Raw genomic sequence first — 26,410 nt, 5'->3', positions numbered from 1 at the left:
CCGTCCCCCTTTTTTATGCGGAGCGTTTAGATCTCCTGGTTGATGCGGATGTACATCATACGGCCACGAATATCGTGAACGAATGTTTCTATACCGCCCAGGTTGAAGAAAGGTGTCGGGAACCGGTCACCCAGGTTACGTGCACCGACTTCAAAGCGCGTGGCACGATCGCCCAGCAGACTGTCAAAGGTGTACGCGTAATTGGCATCAATATAGGTCATGCTGGCTGCAGCAGAACGTCCATTGATGGCAATCTGACCCGCCAGCAAAGCACCTGAGTTAAACGAGTAGTCGAAACCATCGATCCAACGAGCTCGCAGCAATGCGCTGTGATTACCCAGGCTCCAGTTCATGGTTGCATTGACACGGAACTCAGGCATCGGGGGCACTTCTGCGATGGACTCATTCTGACTGCCGACACCATCACCGGCAGGAATGCCCAGGCCCAGGTCATAGGAATATTCCAGCGCCTGAGTACCGTCGAGATTGAATACCATGCTGCCGAAACCACCCAGGTCCAGGTCGTAACGGGCATACAGGTCCAATGCCCGGTGCTTCATGGTCTGCGCGTTCAGACGAGAGACAATCACACGACTCATGACACCATCAACATCACGGTTGATGTTTGGATCCGAGTTAGGGCCATTGAACCACGCCAGCTTGCTGACCTGACTGGCAGGATCACCGCCGGACGCCAGAAACGCAGCATAGTCCAGGTTCACAACCTGGTTAAGCGTGGTGCTGGAAATACGGTCTTTAAAGTCGTATTCCGCGTAATCAACACCAATGGACAGCGCCCCTTCCAGCAGGCTTAACGAAGCACCCACGTTAAACACATCGGCCGTTTCCGGCGTCAGGTTCAGGTTGCCTTCGTTACAGGCCACACGGAACGCGTTTGAGTTGTCAAACGGATCGCCGGCGTTCTGCAGGGCGCAGGTCTGCGGTGAATACAGGTCCGCCAGACCCGGCGCAATAAACGCCGAACTCCAGGAACCGCGCAGCGACAGCATGTCCAACGGCTGCCACAGCAAAGCCACTTTCGGGTCGAATGAGTCACCAATAGAACCGCCGTAATCCGTAAAGCGACCGGCAATCTGGAACTCGGCCTCACCCAGTCGGTTGGTCGTCAGTGGTACCGCCAATTCAAAGAAGGCCGAATTAACATCCTGCTCAGCCGTGTAGTCGAAGGCACAGCCGCCCTGGTGATAATCACACTGGTTGCGTGCCGCATCAAAATCAACGTCCACTTCATCCTTGCGATACTCGATACCAAAGGCACCCAGAATCATACCGGTCGGGATCTCAAACACCTCACCGGTGGCTGCCAGCTCCACCGATCTAAATGTGCTCTCTGTCTGCGTCAGACCAGCAATTGTGATCGCGTCCACCACAGCCAGGGAGTTGGCATACTGCGGCGTACCGGTATTGGCACAAACGCGATCAGTACAGTTGAAAACCGAGCTGGCAAACGGGTTGTAATACGCAGTGGTCTGCGGTGACGAAGGATCTGCCACCAGCGTGCCGTTGATGCCCTGGATCAGCGCCAGCTGACTTGAGTTCTTCTCCAACGCGTCATCCTGACCAAACTGATAGATACCGGCCAACGATACCGCCCAGCTTGAGTTAGGCACTTCATAGGTCAAGGTGTCGGCCAGTCGGATATCAAACCGGTCCACGCCCTGCGGGAAGGCACCATCGCCGTCCAGCACTGCAGTCGGTTGTGTCTGTAGCTTGAACGCATTGATCCGCAGCTCGGTTATACGTACATCTTCATTAAAGGGGATGCCTGAAGCCGAGTCGAACGGGTTAGCCGCCAACTGAACAACGCCATTGGCATTCCGCAGGGGGTTGCCATCCGGGCCAGCCTGGGCAAAGAGCGGCTCCATGCCGTTGCCACGGTTAGCCATGGCACGGTAGGGGTTGCCCGGATGCTCGCCGGCAATAAGTGGCAGCTCGGGAATACGACCACCGGGGTTCTGCGGTGAACCGCGTGTGAACGTTTCCAGACGTGACGCATTGATATTAAAATCATTGGTCAGGTTGTCATTGAAACGATGCTCATAGTTGGTCCACAGGCTCATCTTGTCCTGAGCACTTATGAAGTCCCAGAATTCGCCGAAATGGAAGTTACACGTGGTGCCAAGCAATTGGCCGCTGGCATAGTTGCCGGGTATGCCGACATCGGTGCCGGAGCCATTATCAACGCCACAACCCGGATCAGCTGTGCGCGCAGAAGTGCCTGTCAACTGACCCTGGGCATTACGGGTTGGCACTGCGTAGGTCCCCGGATTACCGGTACCCGAGCGCTGAAAACCATTGCGCAGAAACTCCGGTCGGTCGGTCTGCTTCAAGGTGCTGCGTGTAGAGTAGGACAGCGCCAGTGCAAAGTGACCGTTGTCAGTCGCGGCGCCTGTAATCAGTTCATACTGCTTCTCGACCAGGTCACCACCACGGTCTTCCTGATGGAACAGATTGATATCTGTGCCCTCGTAACCTTTATTGGTGATAATGTTGACCACACCTGCGACCGCATCAGAACCATACAGAGCCGACGCACCGTCTTTCAGAATATCGATACGCGAAATTGCTATCTGTGGAATAGTCGCATTCAGGTTGCTATTGTTAGTGCGCTGACCGTCGACCAGGTTCAGCGTTGCGCCAGCACCCAGACCACGCAGGTTGGCTGATGATGTCACCCCGCCCTGACCACGTGCAGCGTAGCCATTGGTTTGCACATCAGTGCCGTAGTTGAATGTCTGGTTGGCTAGTACTTCGCCCAGGTTAGGCGTGGCATTGGCTTCGATTGCTGCTGAATCAACCACGGTGACCGGTGACGATGAATCGAAACTGTCCCGTCGGATTCGGGAGCCAGTTACAACAACTTCTTCGATATCAGCTGCTGAGCCCTGTTGAGCAACAGCAATCATAGGTAATGGCAGCATAACGGAAGCCGCCAAACCCATCTGAACGATGGATTTCTTGAGTTTCATGATTTCCCCTTTCTTTTATAGACTTAATTATTATTGTCAATAAAAGACTAAGTGCATTGACTATATTAATATTATTTTTATCTTTACTGCGTTCAAACGTAACCCAGCGAAAAGCTCGTTTATTGAACTACCAGTCAGACTTTACATAGCCAATTTCATGAAACGTCACCAAAATACACATTTTTATTCTGATTTCGCTACTGCACAAAAAATGAGATACGACAAATCTCTACTTCGCTGCCGCGAGAGATTAGCTCAGAACTTAAACCCAAGTCAATCAGTTGCTTCGGCGGTTAACCTGAACGAAATACCGTGATAGATTGAGCCCATTACCAGGCAACATCGAAACCTATGGGAACAAGCGGAGGAATGGGTGCAGGAATTATTTGAGTCGGTTAATAATCTGTTCGGGTTTATCGCCCCGGTCTCCAATGCTGTCTGGGACTTTCCAACGCAGTTTGCCACTTACCGGTCAATCCCCCTGCTCGGCCAATTGTCACTGGCCGTGATCATTCTGCTCGGCATGGGTATTGTTTTTACTGTCAAAACCGGGTTTGTACAGACCCTGAGCTTTACCCGAGCGATCCCGATCATGTTGCGCAAGCGCAGTGACCGGACCGGCATCAGTGCGCTGGCGTCGTTTCTGCTAGGCCTGGCCATGCGCGCCGGCCCGGGCAATATTGTTGGTGTCACCGGCGCCATTACCGTCGGCGGCCCCGGCGCCCTTTTCTGGATGTGGGTGGCAGCCCTGTTTGGCATGGCGACCGCGTTTATGGAATCGGTACTGGCACAACTGTTCAAGGAAAAGAAAGACAACGAGTACGTTGGCGGCATGCCGTTTTATGGTCGGCGCATAGTAGGCAACAAACGTATCGTAGGCATTGTGCTCAGTGTCGCCTTCATGATCTACGCTCTATTCAATGTGCCAGTGCAAACCTTTAACGTGTTTACCGCTATCGGTATGATCGCGGACACCGCCACGGGCACCGTCTCCGATCGCCAGTCGACCCTTTATTACGGCATTGCCATGGTGATGGTGGCCAGCTGTGCCTGGCTGATTCTGGGCGGCATCCGGCGGGTAACGGCGTACACCAACGTGCTGGTGCCAATCAAGGCAACTGTGTTCTGCCTCATTTCGCTGTTGATCGTACTGATCAACCTGCCACTGATTCCAAGCTTTTTCTCGGCGGTGCTGGTGGGCGCGTTTTCTCCTGACGCATTGTTCGGAGGCGCCATGGGGGTGGCGCTGGCTGAAGGGGTGAAACGCGGCCTGATGTCCAACGAAGCCGGCCAGGGGACTATTACCATGGCCGCGGCGGCGGCCGACAACGACCACCCGTGCGAACAGGGGTTTGTGCAAAGCCTGGGGGTGTTCTTTGACACCCTTATTATCTGCACCCTCACCGGATTTATTGTGGTGCTTGCACATTTATGGACCGGCTCGGCCAGCAGCGCGGAATGGGCCTCGGACAGCGCCTCACGCATCGGCACCTATCTCACGTCGGTGGAAGCGCTGGTACCCGCGTTTATTGCGCAGGCTGTGATCATTATCCTGGCCGCGTGCTACGCGCTGTTCGCTTTTACCACCCTGCTGGGCATGATCTCCTTTGCCGAGATCTCGGCCAATTTCATCTCCCGCTCCACCACCTTCATTCTGGGCGTGCGGGTACTGGGCTCACTGGTATTTGTGCCCTTTGGCGCCCTGACGGTGCTGGCCGGACTTGAGCTGGGTAACCTGTGGACCATTACCGACCTCACCAATATCATCATGGTGTACCTGAACATCCCCATTCTGCTGCTGGGCGCCCCGCTGGTGTACAAGGCACTGGCACACTACCGGGCGACCAACGGTGGTAAATTTATTTCCGCCGATATCGGTATAGAGACTGAACACTGGACACATGAGAACCAGAAGCACCTGCGGTAATATTAGTTTCACAAATTTCTGCCAGGCTAGGCACTCAATCGTTAATCATCGAAGAGGCTGACCTCATGTACCATCACCGCCGTCCCCTGGCCGCCTTTATTTTCCACTCATTGCTATGCAGCTCGGTGATAGCAGGCGCAACGCTTGCTCATGCGCAGAGTCAGAGTAAGAGTCAGCAGGACAGCGAACGGCAGTGGATTGCGGGCGACCATCATATCCACAGCCGCTTCAGCACCGGCTGGGACCGTGAGCAGAATCCACCGGCCGCCATTCTGGGCGGCGACGCCATCTACCCTACACCGATGAACGCCCTGATGGCCCGCTACTACGGATTGGGCTGGATGGTCACCACCGATCATGGCGGGCCCAATCACAGCCAGGTAAATCTGCAACAGGCCTACCCGGAGCTGCAACAGTCGCGCCTGGTCGTGCCAGACGTCATTCAATTCTACGGCATGGAGTTTGACACCCCCGGCGCTGACCACTCCAGCCTGATCATGCCGCACACGCACGATGAGGCCGATCGCCTGCACAGCATTGAGTCCAGCTTTAACAAACGCGAACCCTGGCCCGCCGACCCGACCTGGGACACCGAACCGAGGATGCTGGAAGCGCTGCGGTTCATGAAGGAATTTCCCGAAAAACCGGTGATCATTGCCCACCACCCCTCGCGCTCCGCACCCGCCGTGCGGCAATATGGACTGACCACACCGCATGAGTTACGCAGCTGGAATGACCTCGCCCCGGGAATCGCCATTGGCATGGAAGGCGCGCCCGGCCATCAGGCTGCAGCGCTGCATCCGGGCGGGACCATTGACCGCAATGGCGCCCGTGGCGGCTACGGCAACCACCCGACCATGGGCGGCTTCGACCAGCTCACCGCCATCGTCGGCGGATTCTGGGACTCCATGCTCAGCGAAGGTCGCAACTGGTGGATCACTGCCAACTCAGACTCACATGTGCATTACAGCGAAGGCGGCTCGGATTTCTGGCCGGGGGAATACTCCAAAACCTACGTTTGGGCGGAAAAGAGTCACGAGGATATTCTGGATGGCATTCGCGGCGGTCGTGTTTTTGTCACCACCGGCGATCTCATCAGCGAACTGTATGTCACAGCGGAGTCTGCAGGCGAGCAGGCACATATCGGCGGCACATTGTCGGTGCCGGCCGGCCAGGCGGTGACCATCACCATCCGTTTTCTGGATCCGGACAGTGACAACCATCACGGCGACAACCCAGCTGTGACGCGAATCGATCTGATCGCAGGGGAGATGCACGGACATGTCAGCGACCCGGCAACTGACACACACGAACATACCGAAGTGGTGGCACGTTTTACGGAAGCAGACTGGACAATTGCAGGTGACTATCGCGAAGTTAGCTACCACTTCGACTCTCTGCCCGCAGATCACTACATCCGGGTGCGTGGAACCAACACCGCGCAACTCGAGCCGGAGCTCGATCCGCGCGGTGAAGATCCCTGGTCAGACCTGTGGTTTTACGCAAACCCGATCAGGTTTCATGTCGAAGATTGAGGCTTACAGAGTCTCGACAAAGGCAGCCAGGTTCTCGATATCGCGCGCGGACAGCGACTCGGCCGATGGCCACATGATGTTACTGCGGGCGCCACGGGTTTCGCCGTTCTTGTAGGCGGTCAACGCCTGGGTGATAAATGCCGCATCACGGCCCTGCAACTGCGGCCCAATACCACCTTCACCACCGGCACCATGGCACGCCTGGCAGCTGGCATAGGCTTGACGGCCCAGCTCGGCCGGACTGGCCAACGCAGCTGCTTCCGCCGCCGCGCGCTGCTGATCGACAATGGTGCCGTTAGCCGCAACATAGTCCTGATAACACTCACCGGAACACGTATGCACACTCGGACGGGACTTTATGTCCAGCTCGGAATAAGCGATATCAAAAATGACTACGGCAAAAACAAGGGCTAAAACTGGCAGGACAAGATTTTTCATGACAACTCCTGAATTGGTGAGCGGCCATTATACGTCAAAATCGGGCTGTCGGACTTCACTCAGGAAAACAAAAGGGTGAAAAAATCTTGCCCTGCAAACGAGGTTGGGGCTGGCAACCTGCCCGACAGAACCTTATAATCCGCCTTCGGTTGTACTGCGCGGGCCTATAACTCAGTTGGTTAGAGTAGCGGACTCATAATCCGTTTGTCCCTGGTTCGAGTCCAGGTGGGCCCACCACTATTTCCGGCAATTTCTGCAATAAATCCCTTGTATTTCATTGAATTAGCTTCCGAGTAGCGGACTTTTGGCCGGTATAAGTGACGGACTATGCATCCGTCACTTAAGGATATAGTCCGCTACTTCCGGCCTTGACCCTACCCCACCCGCTCAACCTCGACGATTGCTGATGGCAGCACTTAGATTCTCCTGATAGCTGCTTCGGGTAATGGGGGCATTACACCTGGTTCGAGTCCAGGTGGGCCCACCACTATTTCCGGCAATTTCTGCAATATTGTAATTGCTACCGTAATTTGCCCGCTTTGGACAAACTTAGGGATTTGCCCTGACTAAATGCCGAATAATCTTTCGTGTCTGACACAAGCCAGCAAGACGTTGATTAAAAAGACTTCCAGCCAGCACGGCCCTGACATGGCGGGGTATGCGGCCTGAGCGATCATGTCGTCTCCGGTCAGTTTCTCTAATACTGGCTTCATCAGTGCACTATATGTTTCCCGCCCTGGTACCTATTGACCTTGCCTCCGGCCAAATCGATTAAAAGTACGAAGTTCAAAACGTTATGGAGCACTAAAATGCGTTATTTTGTCCGGCGTTTGTTGAACATCGCACTTTTACTTAATAAGTCTAGGGCGTCGCCCACGGCGCTCCCGGTTCCGAAAGCTCTATATAAAGTCCCCCTCCCGCCTGAATCACCGTGACAGGACCTGTCCCCTCACTACGGGCTACATTGTAGCCATAGACGCGAGTACCATTGTCTTTGACCTCGATATCTGTGCCAATTTTAACATTCTCCGCATAAACCCTTCCGCCTTGGTAAGCTGCCAGGTTTTCTACTCTGGAGTTATAAACCTCGAATGTTGTGGGCGAACCACCGGGATTTCCAAAATTGCGCGGATCTACGAGGTTGGAATCGTAGACGCGCAGCGTTACGTTACCGTACGGATTTGGCCACGCACGTTGGACCTTTGAATTAATAACAGTCAAAGAAGAATTATTGCAACTTACATCCCAGCTCTTCTTAGTATAAAGCTTACCGTCGTTATTGTTTGGGTCACCCAGCCCGCGTATTTCGCAGGACCGTGTTTGTGCGTCATTGCTATTGACCGCCCAGCCGACGCTGAATCCGCTAGGGGTGTCAGCAATTGTAGCGTGCACGTCTGCAGTAAGACTAATATCCCTATCATAGATGTAGCTTTCTTCAATCGCCACAGTTGTTGCGGGCCAAAGTCCATTAAGATGCCAGTTGGCCCATACGGGTTTTTTATCTGGGAATACGATCGTATGATTACCGGCAGGTGGAAAGACCTCTAGCCAAACATGATGAGCATTCGAGATCTGAATGTTTGCATTATGCACATTTTCGAAAATTGTGAGCCTGGCAGACGAGTAGTTCTTGGAGGTGTAGTTTACGGAGCCAGAAAGGGCTGTCCAGTGATTGCTTACCATTTTGTCATAATAAATTGTTGATCCACTTTCGTAGTCCCAATTTAGAAGAAATGGGTTTGTAGTAAAGGCATAGGAACTCGCAACGGAGAGCGATCCGCCGTCTTTCACGATAAGTCGAGTCTGTTGGTGTTGGTTCTGCTCCCACAGCAGTAGAGAGTTCTCTATCGTAAGTTTACCAAATACATTGATATTGCCGCGCTGGGTAGGCCTTACCCAGACAATCTTGTTGTCCCAAATTACCTCCTGGCCCGCTGGAACAGAGAATGTCTGATCTATTACTATTTGTTCGCGCGTATCGCTGTCATTAGGTCTGTAACCACCCTGACCATTTGCGACCGGGGATAGCGGGTCTTCGCTCATGAAACAAAATGTACACGCACCTGCGTATTTCAAAGCTGTATTAAAAGGGTCCGGTGCGCCTAGCACATCTCGATCAACGGGCCCTTTTTCGTCAATAGCCCAGACCTTCAAGTCGTCAATACAGATCGAAGTGTTTGGGTTTGCGCCAACGCCCACTACACCATTTGCAATACTTGAGTCCGTCGTTTCCGAGACCAGTTGCCCATTAACAAAGAATTTTACATTAGTACCTACCAGCTCAACTCGGAGGGTAACCCATTGATCGACTCCAGCATCGACGCTTTTGCCCGGCCAGTTTTTGCTGGGAGACGCGTAAGAAAGAAAGGCATAGTCCTTAGTTAGTGCAGCTCGGTAACCATTGCCATTTGAATTGTCGAAGCGCGCATAGAGTTCAAGGTAGCCATCTGCATTGTTGCTATTGCGTCTTACCCGCGCTTCAAACGCGTAGTTACTCCAGCTGCTATCACCCACTCGGAACGAGCTGTAAGTGTTGCCGGGCGCGTTACAGTAATAGCTATTGCCATCAATATTCGACTCTAGTTTCCAGCCTGGTGATGCATCTACAGAGCCAAAGAGGCCATTTTCGAAATCATTAAATGACAGCATCGCTTCATCAATGCTTGCCGGGTTACTAATATTGTCGCTCACAATGGGTGTTGCGCTGCTAAGTCTGAATCGCATTGGGGATGGATTCACTAGCTCTAGCCCCAATTTATAGTCAGTCCCTCCAAAGGAAAGGAAGGGAATATTAAGAGTGTTGTTGGAAAAAGTGGCGGGATTTGACGGTGCAGCTGTTGCCAGAACTAATCCGCTGGTTAAGACAAGCTCTACGGGTTCAGTGTCCGGAACTATGTCCAATTCTGCTCTGTAGTATTGGCCGTCTACGTCAACGGTGGGCAGAGTCAATCGTGCGCCAATTAAATAGGCTTCTTGCGCTAACGACGGTGTTGTCGCTATTAAGTTACTGAATCCCAGTAAAAGCACTAGAAAGTTGGCCTTGCAGAGGTATCGAAACATAAAGGTTCCTAATTAACTTGGGGATGCTATTGCATGCACTATAACATTCGACTTGGTTTTAGAATACGAATTACACACTGGTAATATCACCGTCTCAGTAGTACCCCTTATGTATCTTTTCGGGCCAAATACGAGTAGATAGAAACAAATTACTGCGGGTGTAAGAAATCGAATAAAAAGGTCTTGGACAATCTTTATATTCATATTAGTCAAAAACATATAGGCCTTAAGCTCCAGTATATTCACATAATTACCGAGCTGCAGACAGTCAATACTATGCATCAGTCCGCTTCGCCAGCGGCCGCATCCAATGCCGCGGATTGCGTCTCATCCGACCTGAGCGCCGCAGCTACGCAATTTTCTGCAAGAATACCAATACTTATATTTTCTCCAAATTCGTTAAAAATTCGTACTACTAATTTTTACACCATTTGAAAAAATACTGGTATTAATTAGCTTTCCGTTCGAATCGTAGGTATTCAGAGCGCCATCCAACTTACCATCTTTATAGGTGCTGCTGGTGCGTATTACGCCATTCTCTCTGTAATGGTTTGATATACCATCTAAAGCACCCCGCTTGAAGTTCTGAATTAGCTTTAGTGTGCCATCTTCATAATATGACTTTGATTCACCATCTTCAGCCCAGTATAGAGTTCCGTATTCATTTTCAATATAAACGGAGCTCGATGTATAGCTTACTGCCCCGCTTGCATAGTACCTCGTGCGCTTGAGCGTATATCCACTATAGTGATCTTCAATACTGAGATAGCGATTGGTATTCACGTTGCTAAAGTGCTTATGGACCCCGATTGGAAAATCCTCTGCATTGAAGCACCCAATGTCAGCAGGAGTGTCTACGCATCTTGCAATCACGTTGTCGAAACTTGCGTCGATGTTGGGACTTTCGGGTGCGACCGAACCGTCACCGCTACCGGACCCCGTTGGAGAGTTGACATCATCCCCCCCACACTCCGGCCTCATGCTAGCAAACACATCCTCAGAGCATGGCAGTTCAACCATCGTAAAGCTGCCGTCACCCAAATACTCTTTCCAGGCATCTTTCGGAGTGGCCTTCTCTGCGCCGATATTGAATCCTGCTGTAGGGGGCGTAATGCTCGTATTGTTGTTCAGCTGCCGTAGAATCTTCGGCGCTTCCTTTGCAGCCGTCTCACTGCACTTGTCCGTGGAAACTGTACAGGTTAATGCATTACCAATCCGGCTGATGTTTGTCTGAACCCGATTGGTCAGGCGCTCCCTTAAAGTATCCGCACGCTCTGCATAGGTTTCTACCGTGTTGCAGACTGGAGCGCCAACAGGTTGCGCGCAAAATGGCACGGTGGATATATTCCGAAAGGTATCGATTGCGTCGTCTACAAGCCGTTCAAATACACTGACTTCATCGCTTTCCAGGTTCGATACGATGCCTGCAGCGGTACTACACTCACTGGGCCTGGAACAGGATGCTGCCTGGCTCAAGGAGGAAGTGGACAACATGCTCGTTGAGCCGTCCGGGGCGGTGATGGTTATCTGCTTCGTACCCAGCCCATAACTTAGTTTCGCAGTAAAACCTTCTACACGTAGTTCAAGCAATCGGCCATTTATATCACCGAGCATCACTCCCTGTTTTCCGTCTTTGAAGTTCAGTACAGCTTCTGACGTGGAGCTGCTATTCAAGGTCACTAAACTGTTGCCATTCTCACCATAGATAATCGCCGAAATATCGGACTTGGGATCGCTTATTTCGACAACGTCCACACCGGTAATATGAAAGCTCTCTATGTTCGAAAGCAGCGTCCCGCCACCTTCTAGGTTTGCCTGTATGGCGATGTAGAAAGCGTCACTAACAGATAACCGCTCAGACAGTAAAAGCGCTTGACCCAGCTCCAGCGAGTAAATAGGCGACATGGCCGGGTATGGAGCGTAGAAAAGCGTATAGCTTTGTGCAGCCGATGTTGCGCTCCAACTAAGGTCTATCTTGGTGCCTGTCAGCAGATAGGTGAGCGCAGGGGCAGTTCCGATAGGCTGCGGTGTCGGTGTCGGCGAGCTAAGTAGCGCGGCACTAATACTGCTAGTACCCACACAGGTCAAGCTGCCGCCAGTCCAACTCCAATTGCTGCTTCCGTAGGCAGCCGCGCCATCGAATGTGATGGTTCCTGACCCGGTAAGTGTGCCTCCGTCCTCTGGGTAACTCACTGAGTAACTCAATTTGTTACCACTAATTGTACCACTGCGGATTATTCCGCTAGCTGATACTGACATCGAGGACCCAGACTGTGTAACCGTTGCCGTATAGGTGTCGACGGAAGTCCCTTCCCCGCAAGCGGTAGCGTTGACAGTTTCAGAGACTCGCCACTGACCATCGTATGTCTGCGCCACGACCGTGCCTGGGCTCGCTGTAAGAAAAATGAAGGATATCGCGACGACCGCTCGTATTAACATTGTTGTTCGTCCTCATTTCGAAGCTATCAGAGTGCTCACTTGTGAGCCGCCTGCTTTATTTGCGAGCCAGACATGCGAGGTTCTACTAGATGAGCCATGCTAGAGCAATGTGCCGCGAGATATGTATCCCCAAAAATGGGTATTTTTATTGGATGAACCGATATAGAATAATTCATATTGTCTACTACGGCTGAATTTTCTGAAGAATGGGCTAATTTACCATAAGGTATAACTGTGAAGCGGACGACTGAATGACGGCCGCCACCTGCAACATGGGAGTCGGAAATTGTCGAATCACAAGGAGATCGTATTAGACATCTGGAAGTCGCACAAAAACTATTTGGGGGGGGGGAATTCAGGTTCGCTTGATTTTCCTAATCTATCGAACCTTCTGGCTCACTGTTTTTGTCCAGGTCCATTTTTTTATTACGTGATCGACTCTCCCTCTCTCACCTTTGACCGAGTCAGTGAATCCATACTGAACGTGCTTGGCATCGAAGCAAAAAATGCAACTATTCAGGATGTCATTGATCGCCTGCATCCAGAAGATATGGAATTTTTTCTTCGCTGCGAGGACATGGTCGCCTTCTTCCTGAAGAACTGCATCGCGCCAGAGAAAGTCGTCAAATACAAAATCTGTTATTGCTGGCGGTTGCGCACGCGAGACGGCAGCTACCGACTTTTCCTGTTGCAGACATTGACGCTGAAAACCACCCCCGATGGCGCCCTGCTCAAAGTCTTTGGCGCCCACGCAGACATTTCCCATATCACTTCCACAAACAACTACAAGCTTTCCCTAATCGGCCTTGATGGCGAACCTTCCTACACAGATATTGATGTGTTCGGGAAGCCTGCATTTGAGAATTTCAGACCCTATCAATTTAGCCTGGCCGGAAATGAATTTTCCCGACGGGAAATGGAGGTATTAAGATTGCTCGGTGACGGGCACTCCACCACTGAAATTTCGCAACAATTAAATATCTCCTCCCAGACAGTAGCCACGCATCGCAAGAACATGATCCGCAAAGCCGGCGCTAAGAACTCGGTAGACCTGGTGGTGACTTGTATCAAAAAAGGCTATCTATGAACGTAGCTGAACTTACCTAAAAATTAGTCCACTTGCTCGATGAGACATCCCTGTTCTGCCGCCGCCCTCTACATAGTCGATAAGAGGCAGACCTCGGAAAAAGTTCGGAGTTCGGTGCGACATAACCCCTTCAGCTTCTTACACGTAGCCGTTTCGGTCGGGCTCAATGAAAACCGAAAATCTCGGATTCTGGTCGGTTTCGGACATGGGAGCTGATGCAAATAGGTTTTTTTTGTTAGCTTTCTTTAACTTACTGCGTCGAACTCAGCCGGTTTACGCTTACTCATAATCCGTTTGTCCCTGGTTCGAGTCCAGGTGGGCCCACCATATTTTTGCCTCCCCTCCGCATTAAACTCCTTATTTTTCATTGAATTAGAATCGAAGTAGCGGACTTTTGGCCGGTCTGAGTGACGGACTATGCATCCGTTGCCTGGGTGCGCATGACGCGCGCGTTCAAACCCAATATCCTTGCCTCGGATCCCGGCGCCCTTTTCAGCTGTGTTCGTATAGTCGGGGTAGAACCCCCTCAATACCACGCCGAGAGAGTAAATCTTAAATATCTCGATGGCTAAGGCTAAAGCGGTGATAGAGCCAGACGGCCCATCGAATAATTTCAGACGGGAATCGCTGACGCTTGTACGCTTTCGATTCAGTCATGCCAAAGAGTCTGGCAGATTGGGAGTTAACTGGTCAGTACCCTTTGAACACCTCGGTCGTCTGCTCATGATTGACTCCTGATACCGGGACATTAGTGTGCCTCAGACAAAGCGTAAGCTCACTTGTGCTGACGCCCTTCGCTGCGGGGCCACCTCTCTTTTTTTTAATCTATTATTAATCTATTTTTAACGCCAATTTCATGTTTTTTGCAGATCCTTTGTATACGCTCTCACTGGATTTAAATGATACCCATTGAGAGATTTTTATGAAAAATATCAGTTTTACTTTGCTGACTCTTGCTTCACTGACTGCATCACAATACGCCACCGCCTATGAAAAAGGTGACGTACTTCTCCGCGCAGGACTGGCTGCGGTAATACCAAATGAATCTTCGTCTAATATCGTAGTGGGAAATGATCTTGGTGTCGGGGTGAGCGTTGATAATAATGTTCAGTTAGGCCTCACATTTGCTTATTTCTTTACCGATAGAATTAATATAGAAGTTCTTGCGGCCACGCCGTTTAAACACCAGATTGATTTTAGTACAAACGACCCGCTTGGCACCGGGAATCAATTAGGGGACGTGGGTCACTTGCCGCCAACGGTCACAGCAAACTATTACTTCAACACTATAGATAGCAGTTTTCAACCCTACGTGGGCGCTGGCCTAAATTACACCCTGTTTTTTAATGATGAATTCACATCCGAAAATAGCGCCGCTGGGCTCAAGGATTTGTCTTTGAAAAACTCCTTCGGCTTCGCCGCTCAAATCGGCGCTGACTATATTATTGACGATACGTGGTTTGTTAACGCGGCTGTTCGTTGGATAGATATCGATACGAGCGCGGATTTTAATCTTAATGGCGCCGCAGGGTATGTACAGAGCATTGAAATCGATCCTTGGGTTTATTCGGTGTCAATAGGCTACCGATTTTAATTGAGTTTGTGAATCTCAGATGCAGTTCAACGGGGATAACTTGTTAAGCACTTGGGTTCTAATCCACACGCAGTAAATGTAGAAGGGATGTGAACGAACGACAAGCCCGGTTGACCTGCATACAGACAGTGATCCAGAGTTACGACATCCCGATCTCAATTGTTAGCGTCAATCCGGGTTTCACCCCGTTTCCTGCAACAGCAGTTTGCCGCCAAGTACCTTATATTTTTTCGGTACAGATCCAGGCAAAAGCACTCTACAACACTCTTAGATTCATGTGATATTCCTGTACGCTAAATGTTCTCATAATCCGGTTGCCCCTGGTTCGAGTCAAGGTGCGCCCACCATATTTTTAGCCCTTACCCGCTTCAAATCCCTTATATTTCATTGCATTAGAATCCCAGCAGCGGCGTTTGGCCGGTATAAGTGACGGACTATGCATCCGTTGCATGGGTTCGCATGGCACGCGCGCTTAAACCCAATATCCTTGCCTCGGATCTCGGCGCCCTTTTCAGCTGTGCTCGTGCAATGGTGGTAGAACTCGGGTGGCTTTTTAAAAAAAGTACAAGGTTGAGCAAAACGCTGTAAAGCCTCTGGACAAACGGCCGATATGAAAATGCAGGCAGAAATTTGGTGAAGCTAGCCGATATTCGAACTTTTTTCTTATTGATACTAAAAACTGTTTCCAGCTTATGGGCAATTTGTAGGAAATCAGTCAACTCATGGTTTAAAACAGGCTATTTCTGGAGCCTTCTTAATCTGAAAAAAGCTGGTAAGTTAAGAGCCCTTGTAGTTTCCCCCCACAATTTTACCTATATCAAATGACAACCGGGTATCGCCCGAGTTCGACCGTACTGGATTTATTATGATCAAACGACTACTTGTAACGGCCGTGCTGGCCTCCCAAACTTTATCACCGGCCCAGGCCAGCGATTTTCATGGTAAGACGGACGGCATGTCCGGCGCCGGCAGTGCAAATTCCGATTTCGTCACCGGTATCGCGCTTAGTCCGACCGCGCTGGCCAACTTCAAAGACGATCAAAGCTTCAACATTCAGTTTAATGCGGGCGCCCTGGTCAGTGATCAGGACAGCATGGTTGATACTTCCTCCGATTTGTCCGATCGCCTGAGCCTGATCGAGTCGCGTAGATTTAACGTTGAAGACGCTCAGTTTATCTCCCAGTCCCTTCGCTCTCTGGTTGATACCCAAGCTACGATCGATGGCGGTGCCAGCCTGTACTTGTCTATGCCGACCCCATCCATTTCTCTGGGTCTGTTTGCAACAACGGATGTAAGCGTTGGCATTGTCAGCGGCGTCTCGAGCGCCGACATTGAGTTCTTTGATGACGTGGCTGCTATTGGCCTTATCGCGCAGCAGCCGGGAATCACAAATGCTGAAGTACTGGCCGCGGCGCAGCAACGGCTGCAGGACAAAGGCGGGGGGGCCGGTAATCCGCGGATTCTCGCAGCGGTCGCGGCCGTGACCGGCGGGCAGAGCGTTGACGCTCAGATTCTGGGTATTGAAAGCACTGTCTATGCATCAGGTGCGGCGGTGAGTCAGGTGGGCTTGAACCTGTCGAGCACACTCAATGAAGGCTCAACCCTCATCGGCATCTCTTTAAAGGGCCAGCGTGTGGACTTGATTGACTACCTGGTAGATGTAGACAATTTTGATGAAAGCGATTTTAGCGCCGATGATTATCGCACCCAGGACAACGGCACTAACATTGATCTGGGTCTGGTGCATTCTGTAGGGCGATGGAGCGGCGCGGTTAGCCTGATTGATCTGATTAGCGCCGACTACACTTCGGCGATGGGGCGCACGGTTTCAATTGATCCGCTGGCGCGATTGGGCTTGGGTTATAACAATGGTTGGTTGCAGGGCGCCCTGGATATTGACGCCAATGCACGGGCCAACTACGCAACCGGCGAAGACTCTCAGTTTGTACGCGCCGGAGTTCAATTTGATGTCTGGGGCTGGGCCCAGTTTCGCCTTGGTTACAAAACCGATATGAAGTCGCAGATTGACGATACCGCATCCATTGGTCTTGGGTTTAGCCCATTCGGGATGATCAATATAGATGTTGCCGCGATCGCTGGAGCCAACGATACCGTAGGCGGTAGTGTACGCTTAGGGCTGACTTTCTAAGAGCTTTTCGTTGCAAAAAAGGGGGTATTACAGTACAAAGCGATCAAGATATATTGTGGTCAAGTTAATGACACATCACAGACAGGAGGGCGTCATGACAACAACGTTTCCGATACGCGTATTGACCCTTTTCAGCGCCATGGCTACCGTGCTGGCCAGCGCTACAACACACGCGCAGCCTGTCTCTCCGCTCACCATCATTGATGGTGGTTATGCTGAGCAGTGCTCCATGGCCGCGCGCAACCCGCAATCAGCGTCCGGGATTCTGATCACCGGATCGCGAGTAGTGATTTCGCCCATGCAGCTCTGTACGCTAGCAATACAGGAGGGTGGTGAAGCCGCGAATAGAGCAGAGAGTTATAACAATCGGGGTGTACTCCATTTTGCGGCTGCCAACTTTGACGATGCCCTGGCCGATTTCACCGAGGCTGTGCACCTGAAGGACACGCTGACGTTCGCTCACATCAATCTAGGCAATATCTTTAACCTGCGTGAACAGTGGGCGCAGGCCATCAGCGCCTTCGATCGTGCCATTGAGCTAGGTATTCAGCCCAGGCCGGGGCGCGCCGGAGGAATAGCCGAGTCGCCGGAGTCACGTCAGGCAAGTGAGGCCAGAGCGGTACGTGAGCTGGCGAGGGCTCATTTCAACAGGGGTATCGCCCACGAAAACCTGGAACAGCTCCGCAACGCGTATCTCGACTACCTCAAAGCATCGGAACTGGCACCCGAATGGGAGGAGCCGCGCCGGGAGCTGGAGCGCTTCGAGGTTATCAGGGAATGAATCGTGAATTACCACATTAGGCATTGATGCATAAACCAGCGTTCCACTAGGGTATACTTAGTGTCGAACTGCAACCAAGCCGGATGACCATGACTTCTGCGCAAACACCACCTCGCTTCCGCTCTATATGGGTCAAGGTTTTCGGGCTCACCTCAGCATTGGTGACCGTGATGCTGATTGCTGCCAGTGTTTCTTTCGTGATCTCCTACTTCAAAGTCAACGATGTCAAGGTCCGCGTCACCCACCTTGCCCATCGGGTGTTGCCGCTCGCCCAGGTCGCTGCAAACATTGATGTGCATTCACTCGAAGAAGAACTCTATCTGGAACGCATGATGCGATTGTGGAGCAGCGACCCAGATGCACGCGAGATGATTGACGTCGATCGCGAGCAATTCATGCGTTTCGAAACCCTGGTGCAGGAAGAGCTTGTTGTGGCACGTCGCATTCTCGATGAAACTCTGGCAGAGCCTCAGTTTTTGAGCCCCCTCGATGCCATCCAGTTTGGCCGAATAGGTTTGCTTCTCGAAAATATTGAAAAGGAGCATGGCGAATATTTTCGACACGCCCTGGGTTTGATCGACGATCTTGAGTCTGCCGATACCGGGGAATTTGCAGGCAGGCTGGACCAACTTCAAGTAGAGGCGGATCACCTCAATGCGGAGCTGCTGGCAATGCTGCTCAGCCTGGAACAGCTCAACAGTACCCAGGCCGAGGAGATTGAAGCTGCGGAATCCATGATTCTTGGTATCTATCAGCAGAATTTTATACTCACTTTTATCGTGTTTCTGGTTGGTATCGTAATCTCGGCTCGCATTACAACCCGGCTGGTGAATCCAGTGCGCGACCTCAAAGCCAAGTCAGAAGAAATTAGCAAAGGCAATCTCAACATTGAAGTCATTCCCAGCAGCCACGATGAAGTAGGCCAGTTGGCTTTTACCTTTAATCACATGGCACAGGAGCTTCGTTTTAAAAATCAGGTGAAAGAGTTGTTCGGCAAATACGTTGATCCACGCATTGTTGACTCCTTGCTTGGCCAAGGTATTGAACAGGCAAAACTGAGTGGCAACAATCAGGAAATGACCGTGTTCTTTTCAGATGTTGAGGGGTTCAGTAAAATTTCTGAATCACTGACTCCTGGTGGTCTGGTCCGCCTGATCAATCACTACCTCTGCACCATGACTGAACCGATACTTGAGGAAAAAGGCGTCATCGACAAGTACATCGGCGACTCAATTATGGCATTTTGGGGGCCACCCTTCACGGGGGAAGAAAACCACGCTGTACTCGCCTGCCAGGCTGCACTGGCCCAGTTTCAACAGCTCAGCAAGCTGCACGCCACTCTTCCCGAGATTCTTGGTTTTCGTAAAGGCTTACCCGACATCCACATCCGCGTAGGCCTGGCCACCGGTGATGTGCTCACCGGTAATATCGGTTCCGAGAACTCCAAATCCTATACCGTCATGGGAGATGCCGTGAACCTGGCCTCGCGTCTGGAAAGTCTCAACAAGCACTATCACACCCGAATACTGATCGACGAACGGACTCGCGCCAGAATCGATGAGCATTTCGAGCTTCGGGAAATTGACCGCGTAGCAGTGGCAGGAAAAGACGAAGTGACAACAATCTATGAATTGTTCGCGCTGGCTGGAACCGTTGAAGCCGAGCTCACCGAACTCTTTCGTTGCTACGAAGCCGGGCTTGCCGCCTATCGCAGTAGGGATTGGAATCGTGCCAGAGACAACCTCTCCCGTTGTCTGGAACTACACCCGGAGGATGGGCCTTCACTGGTCATGATGGCGCGGATCAAGGAATTTGAAAATAACGCACCGCCTGCAGACTGGAACGGCATCTGGCACTTCAAGATAAAATAGTCTCGCAGACCTGTACACATCTGCACATCTACTCCAGCAACAATCGCGCGCCGCCATAAGCCCCAACCACAAAACTGAGGTATTTATATGTTTTTATGCTGATGGTGGTTGGCGATCGTTGCCAGAATCTGACTCATAATACGCCTGTCCCTGGCTCGAGTCCTGATGGGCCCTCCATATTTTCCTTTTTTTCATCTGCTTACCACGACTTTGGCTGCTTTTTGGTGGCAAAAGTGACGGACTATGCGCTCGTTGCCTGAATCAAACGGCGGAATCATAGCCCGGTGCGCAGGTTTTGTCGTTAGCGGGTGAGTTTTACATTACCTATGACAACGTATCATGCACCCACTTCTTTCAGGCTTTCTTCAACAATATTCAAGCCTTCTTCCAGCACCTCGTCTTCAATTGTGATCGGCATGAGAAAACGAATGGAGTTACCAAACAGACCGCAAGCCAGCAATATCAGTCCTTTTTCTTGAGCTTTTTTTATAATGGCAGCTGCCATCTCAGCTTTGGGTTGTCGCGACTCTTTACTTTCTACCAGTTCAAAGGCTGCCATGGCACCCAAATTTCTGGGATTGGCAACGTGTAGAAATTGTTTTTCCCATTGAACGAAGCGGTCATGTAGCTTTTCGCCTAAACGCTGACTTTTACCAAGAATATCTTCTTCCTCAAAGACATCAAAAACCGCTAATGCCGCGGCACAGGCGGTTGGGCTGCCCGTATACGTTCCACCTAGCGAATTAGGACCGGACGCATCCATCACTTTATCAGTCCCCACAATTGCTGAGATAGGCATGCCAGCAGCCATTGATTTGGCCATGGTCATCATGTCTGGCTGAACGCCACTGTGTTCAATAGCGAACATTTTCCCGGTTCTGCCAAAGCCACTTTGTACTTCGTCAACAATCATCAAAATATCGTTTTCATCACAAATCTTCCTAATTTCCTGAAGGAATTGGGGAGATGCTGAATAAAACCCACCTTCACCCAACAAAGGCTCAATAACGATAGCAGCTGTGTCTCCTGCGGGAGAATCTGACTTCATTGTCATTTTCAGGCCGCGCAGAGCTTCTTCGTCGCTGACACCATGGTAGGGAACCGGATAAGGCGCGCGATAGACTGAGCCAGGCATCGGGCCGAAATCATTCTGGTAAGGCGCTGCTTTGCCGTTCATGGCCATGGTCATGAAGGTACGGCCATGATATCCCCCGTCAAAGCAGATCACATTGTTCTTATTGGTGGCAGCACGAGCGATCTTAACCGCATTTTCCAGCGCTTCTGCACCCGAATTGGCCAGCATCACCTTCGCATCACCCTTTACAGGTGCGACTTCAGCCAGCCTCTGGGCCAGTTTCACATACCCTTCATACGGCATAACGGTTTGGCAAGTGTGCATTACCTTATCTAGCTGCGCTTTAACGGCAGCAACGACTTTTGGATGGCAATGACCGATGTTTAGAACACCAATACCACCGGCAAAGTCGATCATGCGCTTGCCATCAGCGTCCCAAATCTCTGCATTAAGTGCATGGTCGGCGAATTGTTCATTTGGACTTGCCGCACCAGCTGCAACGTAACGTTCTTTTAGCGCCTGTAATTCTTGATTGCTCACTTTTCATACTCCATTGGATAAATTAAAAGACTCATAATGGATTCTATGCACCAAAGTACCGTTAAACAAATCGATTCAACAGAACTTTCAGAATTGTCTGGTTCTACTTCGATTTTGCGAACGCTTCAGAGAAGAGTCATAGTCCGTTTGCCCTTGGCTCGAGCCCAGGTTGCCTCAGCACTGTTCCAGGCAATTTTCTCAATATTTCCTTTTTTTTCAATGCCTTTTCATCCTATTGGCGGAAACATGACCGGCCTGAGTAACGGACTATGCATCCGTTGCCTGGGTGCGCATGACGCGCGCGTTCAAACCCAATATCATTGCTATGGGCCCCGGGCCCTCTTCCCTGTTGTGTTTGTACAGTCGGCGTAGAACCCTTCTTAGCCAGTGACTGACTGGCCCTGACCTCAAAACCACGTGAGCGATTAGATCTTCAATATTTCGATGGCTAAGGCTGAATCGATGGTAGAGCCAGACAGCATATTGCATGATTTCAGGCGGGATACGGTGGCGATTGTAGAATTTTTATTGAGTCATATGACGGATTCTTGCAGATAAGGAGTTAACTTACCAGTGCCTGCACTTGATCTCGCATACTAGTTCAATTATGGTTTAATCGCTTATTTCCGCATAGCAGCGTACATCGTTACGTCCTGCTGCCTTCACGGAATACAAGGCCGTGTCAGCACATCGGATTAATGCCTCTATCTCGACAGCGTCGTCCGGAAAAAACGCGACGCCAATGCTGATACCAATTCCGTAACAGCTACCTTCGACCATAAATGGCTGCGCGATAGAATCTATTATGGACCGGGCGATATTTTTTGCGGCTTCAATATCTGAAATATCGGGGAGGATCAGAGTGAACTCATCGCCGCCGATTCGTGCAATCGTGTCGGAGCTCCGGCGACCCTCACTCAACCTATCGGCAACCATTGCCAATACGCGATCACCGGCACTATGCCCACCGTTATCATTCACCGCCTTAAATCGGTCCAGATCCATAAAGCATAGTGCGACTCTGGTCTTGTCGCGACCAGCATGAGCGAGGGCCTGGGCAAGGCGGTCGTTGAACAATACACGCGAGGGTAACCCTGTAAGAATATCGAAATTAGCGAGCTGACGATCCTTCTCGCGCAGTTCATTCAACTCCGCGTAGGCGCTGCTCAGCTCCAGATTCTTTCGGTATTCCCGTGCAGACGCAGCCTGTTCACGTCGGCGGTCATCCTCTGCACGGGTGCGCAGCTCGACCAACAGCGACCTGAGTTCCGCATTACGATCACTCAACTCGGATAAAAGCTCGGAGCGCGACAGCTCCGAGCTTCGCGCACGCTGCCTCTCCATAAAAGATTCAGTAGGCATGAATCCCTTGTCTGGCACTTCCTGAAGTATCATGCTGCCGCTGATTGACTCTGCAGACGTCAGGTCAACGACACGGTCGAACATCACATTCGCAAGCTCCCGCTCCGATGGCTTCAGCTCACCGGGGAGAAAAATGGCGAGGTAGAAACCAGTTTCAGAGGGCTGAAATCCAACATGGATACGGGCGCGGCGGGCGTCCGCACTGAGCCTCGTGGCAATTTCACAGGTCGAAAGCCCTGCGCGGATAGCCGCAGCATCGGAGAAGCCGATATCCAGTGCCAGCCTGTGAATCCGTTTGCCGACGGCGACACAATCCTCATCCGTTTCTAACGGAAGCTCCAGAAGTTCATTCATGCTTTAATCCTGATCACAACACAGCCAGCGTCGTCGGAGTCGCGTCCGAAGGTCTCTACCAGTCGTTCTGCTGCTAACTGCGGATCACCCTGCAAAAGTCGCTCGAGACCAACATTGCCGATATGTGAGGAGATGCCATCACTATGCATCACGACAACGCTATCAGCTGCCAGTAACTGGCGCTGGACAATTGGCGCAGGCGCGACCTGACCGATGATGCCATCCTGAGGAACAAATGTTTTAAATGATGTGCCGACGATACGCGTGGTAATGTTGCCAAGTCCACAAAACTCGAAACAACCTTCCAGTGCATCGACGCGGCAAAGGGCTGCTACGCAACCTCTGCCGCCACGCAATTGCTGTCGAAGCGACGACATGATTGAGTCCAGGGTACTGTCCGGATCGCATTGAATCAGGTAGTCGCGGGCCTCACTTGCCACGGCCTGCGCCAGCGGGCCATGGCCAAGTCCGTCAATCATGGCGGCAAACAAACCACTGCCGGTCAGCCGAACAAGTCCGATATCGCCGCATGCCTGGCTCAACTCGCTCGGGATCGGTCGAGTGGCGATGCCAGTATCGAGGCGTAACCGGCTCATACCCACTTCCTCGCGACAATCCGCGTTCCCACTAAGCGATTTTCGTCAAAATCCAGTTCGTCCATGATGCGTTGCACCCCCGGTAGACCGAGCCCCAGCGAGTTCGCCGTGCTATACCCTTCGGTCAGTGCAAGGGGCCAGTCGGCAATACCGGGCCCCTCATCCTCGGTGACAACCTCAAAGCCACGGCGGTCCTGCTCCTCAAGCACACTCAGGCGCACAACCCCGCCGCCCGCGTGAACAACGAGGTTACGGGCGAGTTCGCTGACGGCGGTAGCGACCAGAAAGCGCTCGGCTCGACCAAACGGCACTTCTCGAAGCATAGCTTGCGCACCCTCCACGACGTTCTTAACATCGCGGCCATCAGTTACCACAAATTCGACCATACGCTAATATCCGCTACGTACAGCAACATTTGCCGACCGTAATTGAGTGAGCTCGGCGAGGGCGTGATCCATATTTCTGGCTTTTCGCACACCGTCAAACCTGATACCAAGCAGAGCCAACGCTGAAGCAAGGCCCGGCTTTATGCCGCAGATGACGGTCGGCGCGTTTAACAGACTGGACGCCCGCGACAACTGCTCCAGCAGGCTCGCCAGCTTTGACGGCAAGATGTCCATAAGCGACAGATCTATAACGAGTCCACGATGCCTATGGCGATCGACAAGATTCAGAAGCGCGCTAAGTTCTCTGGTCACCTCCGAATCCAGATCGGTGGGCAATGTCACAACAAGACAGTCATTCGTGATATGCATGGCATAACGGCTGAGAGTTCTGACATGCTGTAATTCTGGCTGCGACGCCCCGCTACTAGGTACGCCCGCGGTTAATTCCTCGTCTGTCGAAAGCTTAGTCGCCATCAGGGTATGTTATTGCCGCGCGAAACAACCTGCAACGCAAGTCGATCAAAGGCATAGCTTAGCGCATCGCTGATGGTAACCCGGGTAACGACATCGTCCAGCGAAATACCCAACTGCACCAGCGATTGAGCTACCGCGGGGGAAATTCCGGATATGACGCACTCGCACCCAAGTAATGATGCCGCCTGGGTAATCTTGATTAAGTGATTGGCCACAGCTGTGTCCATCGCAACCACGGCACGAATATCCAGAATGAAGATCCGGGCCCGGGTTTCAGCGATTTTATTGAGCACAACGTCCATCACATGCTGGGACTGTGCCGAATCGACAATACCGTTGAGTGAAAGCAGGAGAACACCCTCCCAGAGCTCGGACACTGGTATGCGGGCTGCATTTTCTTCCTCTGACATAGTATAGCTTTCTGTCATCATTGCCCCCTTCGCGGACATATTCATTATTTTTCCCATTGACTCAATCTGTTCGAACGATCGCTTTCATCGCCTCGCTTGTAATGCCTGCCAAAATGCCGATGGTATTTTTATCATCAGCAATTCTCAACCCTGCTGTCCAAATGACCGTGTTCAAGCAGGCAGTTTATTGCATTCAACTCGCTGCAGCTTTCCGGGTTGAGCGCTACCGGTCCAGTGGCTTAATTGACTTACTCTGGGCCAAATCGACGCCATTGAAAAATATTTACTTTATAATCCGTATCTTACATGCATGAAAATCATGCCCGTCTGGTTTATAAAGCTAACCTTTAGACACTAGCCTGATTAACGGTCTCCGGCAAGTATCCTACGTCTTATAGCCAATCACGGCGCGTATAGACTTGAGAGACGATAACGAGACCGCAACTCCATGTCCGTTCTTCAACTTGGCGGGCTCGGGGAATCAAGGCTCGGTATACGGTCGGTTTCGGTAAAATCATTTGGTTCGATATTCAATCACTTTTTACTTTTTCCAGCTTAATGTACCGATCTACGCCGATCTGCTCTTTCTCATCACCCGTTTTCCCCAGGTTTGAGCCCAGGTGGCCGCACCAAATTCCCTTCCGTACTAAATGCCTTATTTTTCATTGAACCAACATCCGAGCTGAGGATCTTTGCCCGGCATACGCAACGAACTATGTATCCGTTACCCGGCATTGTCGCTGACAGCATCTCCCGAATCAGCCATCCTGACACACGCACTGGACCGTGCAGGCCATTGCTTTTGCTAAATTGCTGTTATAAATGTACACCCTACTATGTGTGCTTGCTCGAATATATAGCCAGGCGTGCACGCGCTGATCAGCGCCAGAGCGTGCCTGAAGCGTTAGGCGTCGTTGTATTTCAGTTAGTCACCGATGGCATTTGATGAATAATTCTAATGAGATGTCGTGCAGGAAAGCCGAATAATCGTGCTGACGCACGATACAAGTGTCGCGCTTCAGCACGGATTGAACATTGAGTAAGGTAGTTTTCGAAGGATATATTGCTGTCCCTGAGTCAGACCTTGAGACAGTTACGAGCAAACTGGTCAGACATATCAAGCTCACAACAGGGGAGGCTGGCGGTATAACATTCGTTGTAAATCAGGATCGGGATGATAGTTGTCGCTTCAACGTATAGGGTTCTACCCCGTTTCCACGGACGGTTCTAAAAAGGCTGAGAACTCCAAATCACTCTTCGCTAGTCTTCGCCGCATCCGAGGATTGTGAAAGCGCTCAATGTAATTAAATATATCTGCTTTGGCTATATCTAATGTACGGTA

At 51.3% G+C, this 26,410-nt stretch carries 17 protein-coding genes, 1 tRNA gene and 1 pseudogene; 8 read left to right on the top strand and 11 right to left on the bottom strand.

The window, feature by feature from the left end:
• Window positions 1-26: 26 nt before the first annotated feature.
• Window positions 27-2,990, bottom strand: coding sequence for a TonB-dependent receptor domain-containing protein (locus ENH71_RS13155; protein WP_294135471.1), 2,964 nt, complete (start codon window positions 2,988-2,990; stop codon window positions 27-29).
• 373 nt (window positions 2,991-3,363) lie between these two features.
• Between ENH71_RS13155 and ENH71_RS13150 the strand changes: the two genes are divergently transcribed.
• Window positions 3,364-4,917 carry an alanine/glycine:cation symporter family protein gene (locus tag ENH71_RS13150; protein WP_294135469.1) on the top strand — a complete coding sequence of 518 codons (1,554 nt, stop codon included), beginning with the start codon at window positions 3,364-3,366 and terminating at the stop codon, window positions 4,915-4,917.
• Window positions 4,918-4,982: 65 nt separating this feature from the next.
• Complete coding sequence (locus ENH71_RS13145; protein ID WP_294135467.1) at window positions 4,983-6,452, top strand: CehA/McbA family metallohydrolase domain-containing protein; 1,470 nt, start codon at window positions 4,983-4,985, stop codon at window positions 6,450-6,452.
• Window positions 6,453-6,455: 3 nt separating this feature from the next.
• On the opposite strand, the gene ENH71_RS13140 is transcribed toward ENH71_RS13145, so the two are convergent.
• On the bottom strand, window positions 6,456-6,890 hold the full coding sequence (locus tag ENH71_RS13140; protein ID WP_294135464.1) for a c-type cytochrome: 435 nt from the start codon (window positions 6,888-6,890) through the stop codon (window positions 6,456-6,458).
• A gap of 160 nt (window positions 6,891-7,050) precedes the next feature.
• Between ENH71_RS13140 and ENH71_RS13135 the strand changes: the two genes are divergently transcribed.
• Window positions 7,051-7,127, top strand: a tRNA-Ile gene (locus ENH71_RS13135).
• Between the two features lie 624 nt (window positions 7,128-7,751).
• Here the strand turns inward: ENH71_RS13135 and ENH71_RS13130 are convergent.
• Both ENH71_RS13130 and ENH71_RS13125 read right to left on the bottom strand, forming a co-directional pair.
• Entirely contained in the window at window positions 7,752-9,950 is a 2,199-nt protein-coding gene (locus ENH71_RS13130; protein ID WP_294135462.1) for a LamG domain-containing protein, read from the bottom strand.
• Window positions 9,951-10,349: 399 nt separating this feature from the next.
• Window positions 10,350-12,209 carry a toxin-antitoxin system YwqK family antitoxin gene (locus tag ENH71_RS13125; RefSeq protein ID WP_294137893.1) on the bottom strand — a complete coding sequence of 620 codons (1,860 nt, stop codon included), beginning with the start codon at window positions 12,207-12,209 and terminating at the stop codon, window positions 10,350-10,352.
• A gap of 466 nt (window positions 12,210-12,675) precedes the next feature.
• On the opposite strand from ENH71_RS13125, the gene ENH71_RS13120 reads away from it, so the two are divergent.
• The 5 genes from ENH71_RS13120 to ENH71_RS13095 all read left to right on the top strand — a co-directional run bounded on the left by ENH71_RS13120 (window position 12,676) and on the right by ENH71_RS13095 (window position 19,871).
• Window positions 12,676-13,476, top strand: a complete 801-nt coding sequence (locus ENH71_RS13120) for a LuxR C-terminal-related transcriptional regulator (protein WP_294137890.1) — start codon at window positions 12,676-12,678, stop codon at window positions 13,474-13,476.
• Between the two features lie 922 nt (window positions 13,477-14,398).
• The gene (locus ENH71_RS13110; RefSeq protein WP_294137888.1) at window positions 14,399-15,070 is read left to right on the top strand and encodes an OmpW/AlkL family protein; all 672 of its coding nucleotides are present in this window, start codon (window positions 14,399-14,401) and stop codon (window positions 15,068-15,070) included.
• A gap of 865 nt (window positions 15,071-15,935) precedes the next feature.
• Window positions 15,936-17,219: a conjugal transfer protein TraF gene (traF, locus tag ENH71_RS13105; protein ID WP_294137886.1), complete on the top strand. Its 1,284-nt coding sequence runs from the start codon at window positions 15,936-15,938 to the stop codon at window positions 17,217-17,219.
• Between the two features lie 94 nt (window positions 17,220-17,313).
• The gene (locus ENH71_RS13100) at window positions 17,314-18,000 is read left to right on the top strand and encodes a tetratricopeptide repeat protein (protein WP_294137885.1); all 687 of its coding nucleotides are present in this window, start codon (window positions 17,314-17,316) and stop codon (window positions 17,998-18,000) included.
• 89 nt (window positions 18,001-18,089) lie between these two features.
• Entirely contained in the window at window positions 18,090-19,871 is a 1,782-nt protein-coding gene (locus ENH71_RS13095; protein ID WP_294137884.1) for an adenylate/guanylate cyclase domain-containing protein, read from the top strand.
• 337 nt (window positions 19,872-20,208) lie between these two features.
• Here the strand turns inward: ENH71_RS13095 and gabT are convergent, their stop codons facing one another.
• From gabT to ENH71_RS13060, 7 genes and pseudogenes are all read right to left on the bottom strand, one after another.
• Window positions 20,209-21,486: a 4-aminobutyrate--2-oxoglutarate transaminase gene (gabT, locus tag ENH71_RS13090; RefSeq protein WP_294137881.1), complete on the bottom strand. Its 1,278-nt coding sequence runs from the start codon at window positions 21,484-21,486 to the stop codon at window positions 20,209-20,211.
• A 612-nt stretch (window positions 21,487-22,098) separates the two neighbouring features.
• On the bottom strand, window positions 22,099-23,202 hold the full coding sequence (locus ENH71_RS13080; RefSeq protein ID WP_294137878.1) for a GGDEF domain-containing protein: 1,104 nt from the start codon (window positions 23,200-23,202) through the stop codon (window positions 22,099-22,101).
• Window positions 23,199-23,798, bottom strand: coding sequence for a SpoIIE family protein phosphatase (locus tag ENH71_RS13075; RefSeq protein ID WP_294137875.1), 600 nt, complete (start codon window positions 23,796-23,798; stop codon window positions 23,199-23,201). Before ENH71_RS13075 ends, ENH71_RS13080 begins: the two co-directional genes overlap by 4 nt.
• Window positions 23,795-24,184: an ATP-binding protein gene (locus ENH71_RS13070; protein WP_294137872.1), complete on the bottom strand. Its 390-nt coding sequence runs from the start codon at window positions 24,182-24,184 to the stop codon at window positions 23,795-23,797. The genes ENH71_RS13075 and ENH71_RS13070 overlap by 4 nt, the downstream gene beginning before the upstream one ends.
• Before the next feature lie 3 nt (window positions 24,185-24,187).
• Window positions 24,188-24,553, bottom strand: coding sequence for an STAS domain-containing protein (locus ENH71_RS16175; RefSeq protein ID WP_414704922.1), 366 nt, complete (start codon window positions 24,551-24,553; stop codon window positions 24,188-24,190).
• A 104-nt stretch (window positions 24,554-24,657) separates the two neighbouring features.
• Window positions 24,658-25,125: an STAS domain-containing protein gene (locus ENH71_RS13065; RefSeq protein WP_294137869.1), complete on the bottom strand. Its 468-nt coding sequence runs from the start codon at window positions 25,123-25,125 to the stop codon at window positions 24,658-24,660.
• A 1,147-nt stretch (window positions 25,126-26,272) separates the two neighbouring features.
• A pseudogene (locus ENH71_RS13060) lies at window positions 26,273-26,410 on the bottom strand (IS3 family transposase); the annotation flags it as partial.

Source organism: Pseudohongiella sp., assembly GCF_011050365.1.
In the GTDB taxonomy this organism is placed as follows: Bacteria; Pseudomonadota; Gammaproteobacteria; order Pseudomonadales; family Pseudohongiellaceae; genus Pseudohongiella.
The sequence above is the reverse complement of the archived record's forward strand: the minus strand, read 5'-3'. Positions and strand labels throughout refer to the sequence as shown.